Source organism: Psychrobacter sp. G, assembly GCF_000418305.1.
In the GTDB taxonomy this organism is placed as follows: Bacteria; Pseudomonadota; Gammaproteobacteria; order Pseudomonadales; family Moraxellaceae; genus Psychrobacter; species Psychrobacter cryohalolentis.
Window position 1 is genome coordinate 2011032 of the sequence record NC_021661.1, and the last position, 18155, is coordinate 2029186.

Here is an 18155-nt window from a genome sequence, read left to right on the forward strand (position 1 = left end):
ACAAATCTCCAAAACAGCACTATATGTCACCAAAGCGCATATAACACTGGATAAATTACGTTAAAGGAAAGAATAGCAAAGCGCTTATTATCAAGATATTTATAGCTCTATAGATATTAATCTTTTTACATCGTCAATGCTAAGTTATCACGGTGTACCATGACGACACGTTCTTCATTGTTACCAAGGATACGATCGAACTGCTCAGTACGCTCACGAGCAACGCGGCAGGCATCGCGAGAAGAAAAGTTGACTTGACCAACGGCGATACGCTCACCAGTATCCTGATGGACGATTTCGACCACATCGCCTTCATCAAAATCTCCACGAACTTCAGACACGCCAACTGGCAACAAGCTTTTCTGATGTTCGACCACCGCTTTTGCTGCACCTGCATCAACAATTAAAGAGCCCGACATACGCAAATGGGCGGCAAGCCATTGTTTGCGAGCAATAATTTTGTCTTGATCATTGGTGGTCAATAAGGTACCAACTGCTTCGCCTGATACCACTCGGGTAATCACATCATCAATAGCGCCACTCACAATCACCGTCGGACAGCCACCCATAGCAGCAAGACGACCAGCACGAATTTTGGTTAACATACCACCACGACCCAACTTTCCACCATCACCTGCAATATCAAATAAATAATCAGCCATCGCACGCTCTTGACGGATCATTCTGGCATGAGGGTTGTTGCGTGGATTGTCAGTAAAGACACCTTCTTGATCAGTTAAGATAATGTACAAGTCGGCATTGACCATCGCCGCTGCCATCGCTCCTAGAGTATCGTTATCACCAAACTTAATCTCATCAATAGTAATGGTATCATTTTCATTAATGACCGGCAGCACACGCCATTCTAGTAGCTGCGTAAGCGCGCCAGTAGTATTAAGATAGCGACTACGGTTAGACAAATCATCATGCGTTAGCAGCAACTGTGAGCTTTGAATACCATATTGAATCAATGCTGACCACCAGGTTTCAATCAAACCCATCTGTCCGACAGATGCACAGGCTTGTAATGCCGCCAGTTTTTTAGGACGCTCCTCAAGATTCATACGCACCACCCCTTCAGCGACAGCACCTGAAGATACGAGCAGTACCTCTACGCCTTGCTTATGGAGTTGCGCGATCTGCTTTGCCCATTCGTAAATGGCAGTTCGATCGAGCCCTCGACCATTATTGGTTAATAACGATGAGCCAATCTTGACAATAACGCGCTGAATATCAAAGTTACGAGCTTGCTCAACAAACCTTGCTTCTTCTATCGTGTTCTCTATGCCAACTGCCATATAAACTCCTGTTGCTATGGTAAATTAATCATGGGGATACATCTAAAAAATATGTGCAAAGACCAATCAGATTAAGGAGCGTAAACTACTTCGACGCCATCATCATCGTCATCGCTATCATCAAAATCGTCATCCGACAAATCCGTACCTTCACGCACCGCTTTACGAGCAGCACGATACGCTTCACGCTGGGCTTCAGTGTTTAGACGAACTTCTGCCTCTAGACGCTCAAATCGCGCTTTTTGTGCATCAGCAAAGATAGGATCTTCGATTTCACGTTCGCGTTCACGCTCGATCTCATTCATCAAGTGGTACTTGATAGCATCGACACCCTCACCTGTTAAGGTGGCGGTACGGAAAACGATACCTGTCCAGCCAAGCTCTGCCACAATATGGGTACAAAGCTCATTTAACTCTTCTTCAGGCACTTGATCGATTTTGTTTAATACCAAAATCTGTGGCAAATTGGCCAGTTCAGGTGAAAAACGCTCAAGCTCATTTAAGATAACGCGAGCGTTTTCGACCGGGTCGCTGCCATCGATAGGCTTGATATCAACCAAGTGTAACAGACGACGCGTACGAGCGACATGCTTTAAAAAGCGAATACCAAGTCCAGCACCTTCTGAGGCACCTTCGATCAAGCCTGGAATATCGGCCATAACAAAAGAGCGATGACGACCAATATCAACCACACCCAGATTAGGAACCAGCGTGGTAAATGGATAGTCAGCTACTTTTGGTCTAGCAGCAGAGACTTGGCGGATAAAGGTCGATTTTCCTGCGTTAGGTAAACCAATTAAGCCAACATCAGCCACTACTTTTAGCTCAAACTTAAGAACTTTTAGCTCACCTTCAAAACCTGACGTCGCTTTACGCGGCGCTTGGTTGGTAGAGCTTTTGAAATGGGTATTACCCAAACCACCATCGCCGCCTTTGGCAATCAGTAAAGTCTGACCAATTTCAATCAAATCACCCAACACTTCATCTGTCTCGGTATCAACGACCGTCGTACCAATAGGCACTGGTAAGAAAAGATCATCAGAGCCTTTGCCTGAACAGTTTCTACTATGACCGTTCTCAGCACGCATAGCGTCATGACGACGGGTATAACGATAGTCAACTAGGGTGTTGGTATTATCCTCTGCAATGACATAAACATCGCCGCCCTTGCCACCATCACCACCATCAGGACCACCGCGCGGGACATATTTTTCTCGGCGAAAACTGGCGATTCCGTTACCACCGTCACCTGCTTTTACCGTTACGACGGCTTCATCAATAAATCGCATCTTACTTTCCTTTATTTACACTCTAGTTTATAAGCTTAATGACAGTCATAGACTGCTTCTTTTGCCTATAGTTATCTTTTAAAAAAATGGCAGACTTTCGTCAATATTGCTCTATATCATTGCTTTATTTATGACAATAACACCCGATAACCAATCGGACTATCGGGTGCTGTAGATATTACCGCTAAAACCATATCCGTTTGTTTATATAACTAATGACCATCGCTCTGCTCTTTGAATCAAAGCATTATGACCGAGTCATTGCTGCTATACAAACGTATTAAGCTGGAATCTGCGCATAACTGATACCTGCCATTTGCGTTGCCAAACGTAATACTTGCGTGCTATAACCCACTTCGTTGTCATACCAGATATAAACGATAGCATGATTATCGGTCAAAATAGTCGCTTGGGCATCAACAATACCTACATGTGTATCACCGACAAAATCCGTCGATACCGCTTCTGTAGAATCCGTATAAGCAATTTGTGTCTGCCACTGGCTGCTATTTGAGATTTTGCGCATAAACTCATTTAACGCATCAGCACTAGCTGGCGCAGTTTTAAGATTTAAATTCAAAATCGCTAAGCTAACGTTTGGTGTCGGCACACGGATGGCATTGCCCGTTAATTTACCGCTCAGCTCTGGTAACGCTTTCCCAACTGCCTTTGCTGCACCGGTACTGGTGATAACCATGTTCAATACCGCACTACGACCACGGCGATCCGCTTTATGATAATTATCAATCAAATTTTGATCATTGGTAAACGAATGAATGGTTTCAACATGCCCATTTTCGATACCATATTCATCATTTAATACTTTTAACGTTGGGGTAATAGCGTTGGTCGTACAGCTCGCCGCACTAACGATAGTATCATCGCCGACCGTATTATTATTAACGCCATATACAACGTTTTTAATCTCACCGCCAGCAGGTGCCGTTAATAGCACTTTTTTCACACCAGTCGATTGTAAATGCTTACCAAGACCAGCTTCATCTTTCCAGATACCCGTATTATCAATGACCAATGCATCGTTAATACCATAAGCCGTATAATCAATCTCGCTTGGGTCTTTGGCATAGATAATTTGCACAAAGCGACCATTAATGATCAAACCATTGTTTTCATCATCAACAATCACGCCGCCTGCAAAACTACCGTGAATCGAATCGCGCTCTAGCAATGACGCACGCTTAGCCAAGTCGCCTGCTGCTGCGGGACGTACTACGATGGCTTTTAGCTGCATGCCCTTGGCACTTGAGGCTTGCGATAACAATAAACGAGTTAGGATACGACCGATACGACCAAAACCATATAGCACCACATCTGCTGCGCCATTGATAGCCGCTTTAGTATTATCAACAGACTGTAATGCCGATTGGATATCACTGTCATTAGCGATTAGCTGACCAACATCAATACGGACAGCTGGCAGATTTTTATTCTCTGCTAACACTTTAACCATCGCTAAAGTATCAGCGATATCAATCGCATGAGCACCTTGATCACGCAAAGCAACTTTTTGATGCAGCGCCAATATTTGACCCACAGAATTGCTATCTAGCGTATCACCGAATAAAGTCACTTGCACATCTTGCTCATTGTAGAGCTTGTTCAATAGCCCCATGAGCTCAATCGCTTGTTGCTCCTGGGTGTTATAGTTGCTCAAATGGTCTTGATGTAATTGGCGTAAGGTATCAGCGTTACTCACGAGAAACATCCTTATGGTCAGTATTGGGGAATCAGTAAAATAGGAAGAAATATTATTGAATAAGGTATATACAGTCTATGTACTCACTCAGATATGCTAACAGACGACTGCTGTCATCGATTATTATCATAGGAGTCTGTAGATAAGCTAGATTTTAGCTTAAAACGCCTTATTTTGCTAGTGATAACAAATTTGTATGAGTCACAAGCTATTTGATGACTACCGATTTAGCATAATAAAACGGGTTATTACGATAAAGGCAGCATATTATGCTGCCTTATTATAAATCCACTTAAACAATGATGAATACAAGAGCCATGATAAATAAAGGCAATATAAACCATTATCAGACTTTTATGGAATCAAATCCACCGTCTGCTCACTCTGCGACGTTAATTTAAATTCTTTCAAATCATAACCCTGTTGCTGGGCAATTTGACGGTATTTGGCATAAGTTTCTTGGCTTACGTTTGGCGAACGAGCCAGCAGCCATAAATACTTTTTATCAGGTGTGCCAACCAGAGCAGTTTTATAATCTGGATCACGTGCCAATACCCAATAGTCAGCTCGCCCTACCGGTAACCAACGAATCCACGATGGCAAAAAGGTAACTTTTAGTTTGCTTCCTGTCGCATCAGCAGGTTTTGCTAAGCCTTCAGCAATAATGTTCGAGCCATCTTCAGCCTTACACTGATTGATAACTTTGATACCTGAACCATCAGTTTTCTCAACATAGTTAGCCGTCACATCGCTGGCACAGTTGCGCTGAAAATACATCGGCAAACGACCGATCTCATACCAAGTACCAGCATATTTATTGAGATCAACACTATCTACCGTAGTCGGTGTACTAGCAGATTTATGAATAATACTGCTAGGTTTAACCGTGAGCACCTCTGCCGTTACATTGGTCATGTGCTTGCTAGCAACCGCTTGAGTCATAGACGGTGTCGCTGCATAAGCAGAAAATGCTGCTAACGGTATAATAATAGCTAAGGCTATTCCAGTATGCTTAATAAGACCATTCATAAATATACGCTCTGGTATCTCTGCAACGCTTGCTGCGTTTTTAGGAGATATGATGTGAGGTGGCTCGACTATGGATTGCTCAAATTCTTTGAAGATACTTGTCTTAATACAATCAACTTCAGCTGTACTGGCGTTAAAGGTGCTGTTATCAATTAAATTAGAGTTAAGTACACTTACATGAGTTTTTTTGACACATTTATAATCAAAAAAGCTGGTCTGTTGTGACATATCTTGTGCCAGAGTTTCTAAATATTCTTCACCAAAACCTACATTATTATAGCTGGCGTCATTACTGGCACGGTCAATATTACCTGCTGGTGTTGCCTGATCTTTATTCATCTGATACTTAGGTGGCTGGTCAGTATGCGGCGATTGAGAACCAGCTGCCTCAGAATCAGACCATACTGACTTCGGTAACTTATTGGTTTTCATAGGGATACCATTTTATTAACAGTGATTATTAGGAGCGATCTATCTACTTATAGGCATTTATTCATACCATTGTTATTTATAAGAGAGGCACAAAACGATTTTCACCCACTGGCCTTGCAACAAAAAATGAATGGAAGTTAAATTGGCTATTACTTTTAACATTGTAGTCATAAAAAGTCTTAACAATTAATAAGTCTATAAAAGCTTGATTTAGCGCCCTTCGATAATTAATGATTCATAGTAATGGCAAATCCCTAATCAAAACAGTGTGGCAATGTAGGAAAACGCAACGGTTTGTAAGTAATTCTGTTTATAAGATATGCGAAGTTACATTTTTATTAACCGGTAAAGAATATCCAAATCAATTACTTATCTAGTGCTATTTTTCCTCTGAGATTTTTTTATTTGCCCTATCATACTCTGGTTTTAGCGGTGTTTAAATGGCAGCTTGATGCCCAAAATTATTATAAAAATGCGGGTAACAATAATACCAAAAACTATTTTAAAAACTGGCGAATTCCAGCAACAGCAACGCCTCCATGTAGCACGGCTTGTTTATACATCATAGGTGATAGTCCACCTAAGCCGATAACTGGCATATCCGCTAATTTTGCTAAATTTGACCATGCCTCCCATCCTAATGCCGGTGTATCAGGATGGGTTTGGGTACACTCAACAGGTGCCAAGAAAATACCGATAACGGGTGGCAACTGCTGCTGTAATCGAATATACGCCAGTTGATTGGCAGCATTGATGCTATCTACATCATGACAACTAACGATTAATGGCAAGCTTGTAGACAAGGCAGAGTACGACATGGGCTCCTTAGCTACTCCGCTTGACCATTGCATAAGCTGTATCTGTGTTAAATGACTTGCTATTATTTGATTATTTGCTTCTACATTGTCTGCTTTGTCCATATCTAAGTGGTCAGGAGTAATCGCTTGAATATCAGGACGTAGTTGTAATAGCTGCTTGATACTGTTTTCTGTCCCTGCTGCTTTTGTCCGCATATAAACCCAAGCCCCAGCCGTTATATGCTCATGATGATACTGTAACCATGCTGCCATAGGATTAGAGGCAGCATCAAAATGCGATAATGGATAAGTAACTGTTATCTGCATTGGTAATCGTAACCACGCAAGGATTGTCTTATTGGCAGCGGGTAAATCATAATGCCCTGCCAGCAGCTCTGCCTCTTCTACCCATGTCAGCTTTTGACCTTCTAAACCATAGCTTAGGTTTTTATATTGCGCATATTGTTGTGTAGTCACTTCAATACGGTAGACCTGTAAGCAGACCTGCTTATCACCATAATCATGATGCAATCGACCGAGTTTAACTGCCGTATTATTAGCTATACTGATGCCTGTCTCTTCGGCAACTTCTCGTATCAGTGCTTGTTTTGCTGTTTCATGAGCGTCTATCTTTCCGCCTACAAACTCATAGCGGTTCCCTTGGTGTTGAGAAGCCGCCCTAAATCCTAGTAAATATTGATCCTTATAATGAATAACGGCAACCGCTACATTGACTGTCGTTATTGAAGTGTCTTTTATAGAGTTACTTTGTTCAACTGTCATCCTATTTTCCTTTAATGCTACTGAGATTGATGGCTAAAATTGTTTGAATGAAAAAAAACGGTTAGATAAGTTTACATAATCGCTGTTATTTATTTTATAAATTTGCTTGCAAAATCATTCAATCTAAATGATAATTATTATCGTTAATAAATTATATTCTATTAGTATTTAATGTTTTGAATATTTGCTATTTTGCTATCAAAAGGAATTTACCATGAGTCTTGTTATCTCTCGTCATTTGAACTTCCGTGAAAACCGTCTGCCTACTTTGCAATCACAGCACTTGTTTGCTTTGACTAAGGAGGTACGTATTGAACATGAAGGCGAAGAATATCGCCTTCGCTTAACACGTAATAATCGATTAATTTTAACCAAATAAATTCTCTTAATGCTCATAAAAAACGCCTTTTTATAAAGGCGTTTTTTTATTTGATCAAATAGTGATGATAGATTACTTTATAAGCCGTCACTTCCGGTCAACTAATCTGCCCAGCTGCCCATCTATTAAAGTCACAGCAAATATGAGGGTAGATATCTAAGTACAATCTTTAGAACTGCCAACTATAAACCACATCCACGGCATTTTCTGCTGCTGACGTTGCCTCTACATAGATACGGCGGGTCAACTGGTAACGTATCGACAAGCTGTTCTGCGCATTGAAAACGCCCACACCATAGCGGATATATAAGTCAGGGGTCACATAACCGGTGACATTGACATTGGTATCTTCACTGCTGCCCGAAGCATCAACCGTTAAGCTTTGGAAGCCAAACGCTTGACCGATTTGATTGGTCAAATTACGTGTACCGCTCAGCCCAAAGCTCAGCCCAGCGGCCGCTAAGTTATTGGTGACTTGAGATTTAAAGCCTTGCTCACTGATTTGAGTAGCACTCTGATTATTAATACGACCCGTGACCAAGGCATTCATCGCTTGCTGCTGCGTAAGCCCGGCATTATTGAAAACGATGATATTAGGGCTTTCAGTATTACCTTTGACACGGACACCGACTGTTTTACCACTGATATTTTTGACCGCTTCGATACTTAAACTCGGTTTCATCACATCGCCGTTGAAGCGCACTTGACCATAGTTAAGCTCTAGGTTTTGACCAAAAGCATTAATATTGGTACGACGTGAGACCTGTACCACCCCTTTTGCACGCATGATGCCTGTACCGCTTTGCGTGACATGAATGGCACCTGCTAGAGGAATCACGGCACCAAAACCACGGAAGTTGATGTCATTACCCAAATCGATACCGATATCAGCATTGATTGACCAAGGTTTTGAGATAGCTAAAACTTCATCAATATTGCCGATAAGACGACGATCAAGTACGACAGCGTCTTCGGTCTGAGTAATGATGTCTTCACTGGCCTCTGGCGGACGAATGGTCGCTGATGGCACACTAACTGCCCCAGTTATATTGACGTACCGATCGGAAGGACGCACGATAATATCGATATCAGGATCAACACTCGCCACCAATAATGGCGGCTGGGTCAATATCAAACCTTTACCATCTATACTCAGCTTAGCCTGTAGCTTTTGCTGCCAATTGACAGTGCCAGCAACCGTCCCTTTCCCTGTACCACTATTGAACTTACCATCAATCGTTGCTTGAGTACCACGGATTTTGGCAGTGGCATTCACTTTGGTCAAATTGACCGGCAAATCAAGCATCGCCATGCGACCATTGGCCAATTTCACATCGCCATAAAACTGTGGCTTATCCAGTGTGCCGCCCAAACCGCCTGCCATAGTGATGTTGCCTTCGAGCACGCGCATACCAGGGAAGAAAGGTTTAAAAATAGCCAAATTAAGCTCATTGAGCACCAACGCACCTGATATAGGTTTGGGCGTCTTATATGGATCGACGATCACTTCTGCATAACCACGAGCACCATCACCCGTATTGATATCTGAGCGTATTTTTAGACCATTTGGTACAGACACCGCAATGAGCGAGATGCGCTTGTAAGGTAAGGTGACAGGCAAGCTATCACCATCTTGAATCAAGCCAATTTTACCGTTGTCAGAATACAGCGTGGTATTAATCGTCGGTGGACGACCACGTTGCCAGCCAACAATCGCTTTGCCGTTAATCTTGCCATGCCAATCGATATCTTTCGGTAAAAATGCTGAAAATAGCGAGGTATCTAGTTTTTGTATCGCCAAATCAACTTGACCACCAGCAGCTGAAGCAATGAGGTTTTCACGTAAGCAGAGCTTTCCTGTTTGATCAGTCGCCTGCCAACAATGTGCCGCCAGCTGTACTTTTAGCTCTGTGCTATTTCTACCTTGCTTCTTAGGCAAATTAACAATCAGCTGCGCTGGCTGCAATTGGTTTAAGGTTGCATATTTGGACTTAACTTGACCCTTGCCAATAACACCTGACCAGATGAGCTTATCTCGATTAAAGCCACCCTTAAGCCTTGCTGAGATACTGAGCTTCTCATTAAGCAGATCAAAATCAACTATGTGAGCTTGTTCAGTACCATTAAAGGTTGCATTAAAGTTTTTAAAATTTTGCCCCGCCGCTTCTAAGCCTTCAGCAGTGATAATAAACTGGCTTGGACTGTTTGCCAAGTTAACCAGTTTACCGCGTATGCGACCTTGACGTAATATAAAGCCTGGTAGCGTAATACGCTCACCAATCAAATCAACATAGATAGTCGGCAATGCTTGTCCTGCTGGCTGTGACAAGGTAGCACCGCCAGAGACTTTACCACCAAGCTTGTCTGAGAGCTGATCAAGGCTTGTGATATTGATTTTGGCTTGTAGCTGTTTGGCATTACCATTGGCGGTGATGTAATTATTACCCCAACGCAGTACTAAATTATTGGCATTTAAGCTTTCGATCAAAGCGTTCACTTGCTTATATTGTGCCTGCGCATCTTGCTTCTGCAAACGTTGAAAATAGCTTGCCAAGTCTTTTGGTAGATGTAGTTTGGCTGTCAAGCTGCCTTTGGCGCTAAGTGGTTGACCCTTTAGCATCCCATTCAAATTCACTTGCTTGATATTAATCGTCTGTTGGGTATCACCCCAACGTCCACTGGTATCAATAGTGCCGGTAATCGTACTCGGTATGTCTTTGAAGAAATAACCCAAACTAAAACGATCCATGACTGCATCAATATCCCAAGCAAGACCTTGGCGCACATCAACGGTGCCTTTAGCATCAATACTGCCTGCTGCGCCCACATGTCGGAAACGCTTGATGCGAATGAGCTGTGCATTACCACTGGCATCAATAGTCAGTTTACCTGCTGGCAATTGCTCAGCGTCTAAGACACCATCAAAGTTTACGACGAAGTTTTTCAGTACGCCTTTTGCCTTAGGATTATTCTTTGGCGGACTTTGCCACTCGCCAGTGGTTTTTAAATCACCAGTAATAATGGCGGCATTATTGGGTAAGAAATAACCCAAATTAAACTTATCAAAGCGCCCATCTAGCGTCCAGCCGATATTCTTTCTTAGGTCGATGACACCCTTGGCTTTGACCGCACCTGCTTCGCCATTATAATTTAACTTGCGAACACTGATCAGATTTGGCGTACCAGCGGCATCGATTGATAAACGACCTTTTGGTACATCAGCCGTGTCAATTTGACCATCAAAACGCGCATCAAAGACCGATAGCTTACCGCCGATAATATCAACACTGGCATCGCCGCCGCCAGTAATGCCGATAGCACGACCTTTTTGCGTGGCATCCAACTGCGCCTGCAAAGCGGTATTATTGAAACTAATAATATGCCGCTGACCTTTGACACGGTTTTTAGTGATATTCAGCAATCGTCCGCGGGCACTGATACGTCCAGTTAGGCGCTCAAGCGGTATATCACTGCGGTATTGCTTGGGCAATAAGCCATTAGTACGTGCATCAATCTGCCAAGTAAGCGGACGTTTTTTAGTGGCTAATTGAATCTGACCTGTGCCTGACAAATCGCCCACCACCCCTTTATAGTTTAGGCGGTTGATATCAATGATATTGCCAGCCTTACGAAGCCTGACATCGTAGTTACCTTTAGGCGCTGCATTCAGCTCATTAATAATGGCTTTGCCATCGACAGAAAGATTTGAGCCGCGAACAATCACCTTTGCTTGCCCACTAGGGCTATTGATGTTGCCGATATTAGGGATATTTTTACGCACAAGGTTCTGCCATTTTGCATCAATATACAAAGGGGCAACTTGTTTAGATTTGGCTGAGGTTTTTCCACGGACAATATTGGCATTGACTTGCTCGCCGTCACGCTGACGTAATGCAGCATCCATTTCCATATTACCAGCAGTATTTTTATGCTGATAATGAACGGATAATCGACCGTTTAACTTTTGCGGAGCATATACTTTAAAGTCCGCATATTGTTTAGGAATGACGCGACGTACATCAAAATTACTGCTGCTCGCTCTTATCTTTGCATCAAAACTACTGTTCCAATCCAAGATACCTTGCAATATCAAGTTGCCAGCGGCCACATCTGCATCTAGGCGATCAACACGTAGCTGACGATTGGCAAGAATGGCGCGTCCTTGGTAATGTCCTGAAGGAATGTCTTTAGCGGTCAATTCAGTGTTTATACGTAGGCGTATCTCTGAGATCACACCTGATGCGGTCGCGATGCCACTCTTTAAGTGAATGTTTTGACTGTCCGCATAAGGAACCAGAATGTCATCCCATTCAAGTTTTGCTTGAAACGGTGCATCAGGATCCAATCCCTGCACTACAAAGTCGCCACTAACCGCACTATCATTGTAGCGGCTACTAACCTTGCCAACGGTGCGCTTTAAAGTGCCTGTTGCGGTGATATTCAAGGGATCAATATAGGCTTTTTCTAAAGCACTGACCTCTACAATAGCACTCAAATCTAAAGGATAGTCGCCTTGCAAATCGGCATGACCCTCTAAAGCACTGACTTTAACAATATCGCCATATTGCAAACTACCGCGACCAACCGTCACCATACTGCCAACCCACGTCAAATCGCGGGCTTCAATATCATGCACAACAATGGGGTCACGAGTTACTTTCTTATAAATGATGGTTTTTACTTTTGCATAATCAAAACGTAGATTAACCGGTAAGCTTAAGGTTCTATAATCGAATGCCTCACCTGTTGGTGGTTTTTTATTGATAATTTCAATGGTTTGTATATCCGCATCACGCAAATGTACTTCTTTGGCAAAGACGGCGCGCCAGCCTATTTTAACGTAAGCTTTATCTACCAATATCTCAAGATCTTTATTGGCAACAATATCGATATCATTGAGCCATAGACCTTCGCGCAGATTGCCGCTACCGTATTTGAACTCAATACCGGTTTCTGCACTGATTTTCTCTAAGATAAACTTAGTGCCTGACTCAGTACCCGCCGCATATAAGAAGATAGCAAACATAATCGCTAGCACGATAAGAATCAGTACCAGCAATTTGAGCACAAAAGACAACGGATACCAACGTCTTACGGCGCGGGCATCTCGTTGTGCTGGATCTTCATCTAATGGCTTATTAGGCAGGGTATTTTTGGTCGACATGACACTCAACTACGTTAAAGAATGATTACCAGCAATCGCTAGAATAATAAAAAGACAACAGTTTTGTTTATATACTTTTATAAAGGAGAGCCAATAAACAGATGCAATCTCACTGGAATACTCTCTTCTGTCACACCAGCTGCAACATCGACGCGCACCACGCCAACAGGTGACGCCCAGCGGATACCAACGCCGACACCAACTTTGGTATCTGTCTCAAAATCTTTGTCATAAGCATTACCAATGTCAGTAAAAACAGCACCGCGAAAGCCGGGTTTAAACTCATAGTTATATTCTGCACTACCAACCGCGAGGATTTGTCCACCGGTCAGATAACCTTTATCTAGTGGCGATAAGCTTTCATAGTCATAACCACGGATACTTTGGTCACCACCAGCAAAGAAGCGCAGCTTATAAGGCACCTCATCAAAGTCATCTGCCCAAATATAACCAGTATTGATACTGCCAAGCACTTGATGCTTGTCATCAGCACCAAAGCTATAAATACCGCTGACGCCAGCGCGAGCAATTGCTAGATTGGTATCGCTAAGCGCTTTATCAGCACCCGCTTCAATCGAATAGTATTGGCGGATACCGCTAGTGGGATTGGTCACACTATCTACATCTGTCTTACTGATGCCATAACCAAGTAATAATGCTTGCTGTTTAGGCTTTGAAGACGTAAAGCGAATAGGAAGATCGTTTAACTGCGCTTCATCATCAATACCCGTTTCTAACTCATCTAAACGGTAGCGCAGAGAGTAGCTGCGGTTCCAACCCGTTTCACGGCGGATATTACGTGCTAGCGACCCTTTTAGGGTTTTGGTAGACAAATCAAAATTGCCTTCACCTTGATTAATCGCCTCTTCCTCATAAGTCAAACTTGCTTCAAGCTTATCATTCAAAGGATGTTTCCAAGGCCTGCTAGCATAGACACCGACATTTTTAGTAATTCTTGAGACTTCTGTCTCAAGCCCTGCTTGATAGCCTTTACGATTGAGCAGATTATAATCTATTTTCGCGGTTGCGCGGACACCCGTATCGGTACCATAACCAATACCCACCTGAGCATCACGCGGTTTATTTGCCGCCACAAACACGTATAGCGGTACTTTCTTACTCTCTAACACTTCTTGTGGTGTTTTACGCCCTGCCAATGTTGGTGGTACGAAGTTCTCATCCGCCAATATACTTTTCTCATCCGGGAATATCTTTTGTGCAATGTCGCTGATAGCATCACTAATTTTACCCAAAATACTGTTTGAATCTTGGTCTTTTTCATCCAATACCCGATCATTTGGCAGACGGCTTAAGCGTTCTGCTTTTTGCTTAATCGCCTGGAGCTTCTCAAGCGTCTCTTCATCGGCTTCAAATTCGATAGCAGCAATGTCAGCCGCATTTACTTTCTCTCCGCTATTGGCATAAAGCTCGCCGTCATTACTAACACCTTCTATTTGGCGCGCATTAACATCGGAAGCATTGTTTAATTCGTCATCCATTGTTTCAATAAAATTATCCACATTTGGTGAGTTATCAAAGGCCAAAGTAGCACTTTGTGTGCGCTCATCTGGCGGCAAAATCGACTCAACGTTGATGGTATTAAAATAACGGGTCGCCGATAAATCATTACTGAATTTCGTGACAGCGGGACGATAAAAAGGATCGCCTTCTTTAAAGTCGAATAACTGCCTTAACAGTGACAATTCAACGGGCAGTTTTGCAGGATCACGGGTCAGTGTCCCTGATTCTCTATCATAAGTAAAAAATACCACTTCATCAAACTCATAGCGATCGCCAGTATTGTAAACTAGTGAAACATCTGCTGTGTTATCAGGCAAGATAATATCGACGGATTTATTTAACCAATATTGATCAAAGTAACCGTAAGTATTACTGAGCGACTCAAGGGCAGATTTACTGTCTTTATAGACGCGGTGGTTAAAGATATCGCCTTCTTTTGGTGGCAGATCTTTTTCAAGCTCAACAAATTCTTTTTGCTCACTGCCTGCACCGCGAATGTCGACAATCCGGCTATCGACACGTACGGGCTCACCCAGCTTTTCAATGACGACGTCGATCGTGTCTGTATAAGGCTGGCTTAGACGCAAAGTCACATCATAGTAACCAACTGCTTTTGCGGCATCTAATGCGGTTTGGCGTAAACGCGGTAAAGCTGCTGTAAAGTCAACGACAGACTGCACAGTGGTATCATCAAGCGCCGCCTTAATATTCTTAATAGGCTGCACATCGTCATCAGCTTTGACTAGTATCGGCTTGGTATTGACAGCATTGCTATTGTTAGCTGCGACTTGTTGTAAGTAAATCGTAGTATCTACATGTGGTAGCGCCAGTGAGCCTGAATTAAACAATCGATTATAGAGACGCTTGACAATATTGCCTTTGTTGTGCGCCATTGGACTCGGCGTTTTGGCTTGCTCGATACTTTCGCTAACGGCTTCGGTATCGTTTTGATAATCTGGCAAATAGTCATCAGGATTGATCGAGTTTTCTGTATTCTTTGATTGATTGACGTTGGCTAAAATATCGTTATCCATCACTTCACTGGCATTACCACTGCTGACAGCATCGCTAACCGTAATAGGACGCGCCATGATCTCTGCTCGCTCAGCAATGCTTTCATTGATGCCTAATGTATCTAAATTACTGGGTATCGGCAGATTGGTCGCGTCTAATTCCACATCCAACCCAATCGGCGGCGTACGATCGTCTAAAGTGGCGACAGGCGCATCAAAACCCCTATTATTACTAGTGCCAATATTACTAGTGCCGATCCTATCGATATCTTGCGCGTTTTGTCTGTCCATCGCCGCAAGCTCACGATCAATCTCTTCAGGCGTCATCATCTGATAGCCCTGCTGCTGTATCGCTGCTGCTTGCTGCTCTAAATCTTGATTTGTATCAAAATTTTGCGCATCATCGAAATCATTAGTAAAGCTATTGGCATTTTCTGGAGTAACATTACTGTTAGTCTTGCCAGCTGAATTTTTCGCGTTTGGATTCTTAATACCTAGCGTTTGCTCACTATAGTCATCCAATACAGATTGCTCAATAATACCTTGCTCGACTGCTTTTTTTAGGCGCAGCGCATCTAACGCCATATCCAGCTGACGGTCATCATCAAAAATCGCCGCTTTGGGGGTTTTTGGTGACGCTGCTGTAGCAGTTTTTGCTGTTATCTGGCTGCTTATAGCGCTATTATTTGAATCAGTAGTAGCGGCAAAAGCTGCAGGGGCAAGACTACAGCCAAAACCGACCAAGCTGGTGGTCAATGCACTAAAAAGCGCTGTGCGGGTAAAATAAAGACGCGGAGTGTCGTTAGCACTAATAGTAGCACTAGATTTGATTGAGCTATTTTGGCAACCTAAGAGGTCAGGCAACTTAACAGGTACGTTATGCACTGGCGTTGAAGGCTGATGTTTCATATTCATTCCTATTCCCTCACGCAGTGCAAGGTTGCTGACGCTGACGACTGCTAAGTCTTGGCGGTAAATACAGTGATGACAACAATTATAATGAGCTAAAACAATTTTTTAACTTGCAGCTTTACTTTTTGTTTGACGATTTAGCCTACGATTGAAGCATTACTATGTAATTAGTATATAAAAAATTACTTACATCAGACCATTTAAGCATCGGTAAACCTTTGCTATTGGCCACTTTATTAGGATTTAGTCGGCTAAAATTTACAAATCATAACTTAGTTAATTATGAAATCATAGCATTGGACGTATGTATTTTTGCCAAAGCCTTGCTATTATACGGCTTAACATTGATAAAACCTATGCCATATTTAGTTAAGTTTTTGATAGCGTTGATAATTACCCTAGTATTAATGACTATCTTCTCCGTCTTGCTTCACTTTTACTTGTCTTGACCCATTTGCAGGAATTTTCATGGCCAATCAGTTTCAGTTATTTAAGCGTCGCCGTTTTAGCGCCATGTTTTTTACCCAATTTTTGGGAGCGTTTAATGACAATATTTTTAAGCAAGCGCTGATATTAGTTCTGACCTACACGGCGGCGAGCCAGCTTGGCGTTGAGGTTAGTATTTTAAATAACTTGGCGGCCATGTTATTTATTTTGCCGTATTTTCTATTTTCGGCGCTGGCAGGGCAAATCGCTGACAAGTTTGAAAAGTCTAAATTGACCCGCTTAACTAAGCTGCTTGAGCTATCCATTATGGTGATTGCGGCAGTGGGTTTTGTATTTGAGTGGTATGCACTCTTATTTGTCGCGTTGTTTTTAATGGGCACACAATCTACCTTTTTTGGGCCTATCAAATATGCCTACTTGCCACAAGCGATGCAAGAAAATGAATTGGTCGGTGCCAATGGTCTGTTTCAAATGGGTACGTCATTAGCGATATTACTTGGTATGATTATCGCTGGCGTCTTAACCCAAGTGCCACAGCCGCTGTATTGGATTAGTCTGACCGTATTAGTCGTTGCGATATTAGGTTATTTCGCCGCCCGATCTATACCCACCATGCCAGCGATGCAGCCTGATTTAAAGATTAATTGGAATATCTTTACCACCAGTGTCTCAACGGTACGTTATTTATATTCCTTACGGTTTTTGTTCTTCGTTATCTTGGGCAACAGCTGGTTTTGGTTTTATGGCGCAACTTTTTTGACCCAAACACCTGAATTCAGCAAAGTCATTCTTCATGGCGATGAATCAGTGGTAATTTTCCTGCTGACTTTATTTTCAGTTGGGGTCTCTATCGGCTCATTATTATGCAAAAGGCTTACCAAGAATCAGGTCAGCTTACGTTTACTACCCTTTGGTATCGCTGGTTTGAGTATCTTTGCTATCGACTTGTATTTTTCGCTATCAGGATTGTCGATTGATGGGAATACTGAGACGTTAATCGGAGTGAGCGGATTATTTGCTATCCCTGGTAGCTGGCGCGTCTTTGTCGATTTATTCTTTTTGGGTTTTAGTGGCGGCTTATATATTGTCCCTTTATATGCATCTATGCAGGCGTATGCACCTAAAAGCCATCGTGCACGCATCGTTGGTGCCAATAACATATTTAATGCCATATTTATGGTTGGCTCAGCGATTTTTTCTATCGTGGTATTAAATAGCTTAGGCATGTCACTACCGCAGTTATTCCTTGTTACAGGCTTACTTAATATTGCCTTTGGGGTATTTTTATATACCAAGCTGAATAAACATATTAAGCATGCCATCATACAAACTCATGATGATCAGCTAAACAGACATGATTAAAGGGTTTGATAA

General features: G+C 42.6%; 9 protein-coding genes. 2 read left to right on the top strand and 7 right to left on the bottom strand.

All coding sequences use genetic code 11. The annotated features are described in order from the left end of the window. Nucleotides 1–125: 125 nt before the first annotated feature. The 5 genes from proB to PSYCG_RS08335 form a co-directional block, all read right to left on the bottom strand. Nucleotides 126–1298 (bottom strand): glutamate 5-kinase, encoded by a 1173-nt coding sequence (gene proB / locus PSYCG_RS08315; protein ID WP_011514007.1) that lies wholly within the window; start codon nucleotides 1296–1298, stop codon nucleotides 126–128. A gap of 71 nt (nucleotides 1299–1369) precedes the next feature. Continuing rightward, nucleotides 1370–2587, bottom strand: coding sequence for an Obg family GTPase CgtA (gene cgtA / locus PSYCG_RS08320; RefSeq protein ID WP_020443779.1), 1218 nt, complete (start codon nucleotides 2585–2587; stop codon nucleotides 1370–1372). Nucleotides 2588–2867: 280 nt separating this feature from the next. Next, nucleotides 2868–4313, bottom strand: coding sequence for a glyceraldehyde-3-phosphate dehydrogenase (locus PSYCG_RS08325; RefSeq protein WP_041772277.1), 1446 nt, complete (start codon nucleotides 4311–4313; stop codon nucleotides 2868–2870). A 345-nt stretch (nucleotides 4314–4658) separates the two neighbouring features. Beyond that, nucleotides 4659–5765: a lipocalin family protein gene (locus PSYCG_RS08330; RefSeq protein ID WP_020443781.1), complete on the bottom strand. Its 1107-nt coding sequence runs from the start codon at nucleotides 5763–5765 to the stop codon at nucleotides 4659–4661. Between the two features lie 497 nt (nucleotides 5766–6262). Next, on the bottom strand, nucleotides 6263–7345 hold the full coding sequence (locus PSYCG_RS08335) for an NUDIX domain-containing protein (protein WP_020443782.1): 1083 nt from the start codon (nucleotides 7343–7345) through the stop codon (nucleotides 6263–6265). 214 nt (nucleotides 7346–7559) lie between these two features. Between PSYCG_RS08335 and hemP the strand changes: the two genes are divergently transcribed. After that, the gene (gene hemP / locus PSYCG_RS13240) at nucleotides 7560–7724 is read left to right on the top strand and encodes a hemin uptake protein HemP (protein WP_020443783.1); all 165 of its coding nucleotides are present in this window, start codon (nucleotides 7560–7562) and stop codon (nucleotides 7722–7724) included. Between the two features lie 169 nt (nucleotides 7725–7893). Here the strand turns inward: hemP and PSYCG_RS08340 are convergent, their stop codons facing one another. Beyond that, the gene (locus PSYCG_RS08340) at nucleotides 7894–12888 is read right to left on the bottom strand and encodes a translocation/assembly module TamB domain-containing protein (protein WP_020443784.1); all 4995 of its coding nucleotides are present in this window, start codon (nucleotides 12886–12888) and stop codon (nucleotides 7894–7896) included. 77 nt (nucleotides 12889–12965) lie between these two features. Further along, on the bottom strand, nucleotides 12966–16337 hold the full coding sequence (locus PSYCG_RS08345; RefSeq protein WP_144061768.1) for an autotransporter assembly complex protein TamA: 3372 nt from the start codon (nucleotides 16335–16337) through the stop codon (nucleotides 12966–12968). A gap of 465 nt (nucleotides 16338–16802) precedes the next feature. On the opposite strand from PSYCG_RS08345, the gene PSYCG_RS08350 reads away from it, so the two are divergent. Further along, nucleotides 16803–18143 carry an MFS transporter gene (locus PSYCG_RS08350; RefSeq protein WP_020443786.1) on the top strand — a complete coding sequence of 447 codons (1341 nt, stop codon included), beginning with the start codon at nucleotides 16803–16805 and terminating at the stop codon, nucleotides 18141–18143. Nucleotides 18144–18155: the final 12 nt, after the last annotated feature.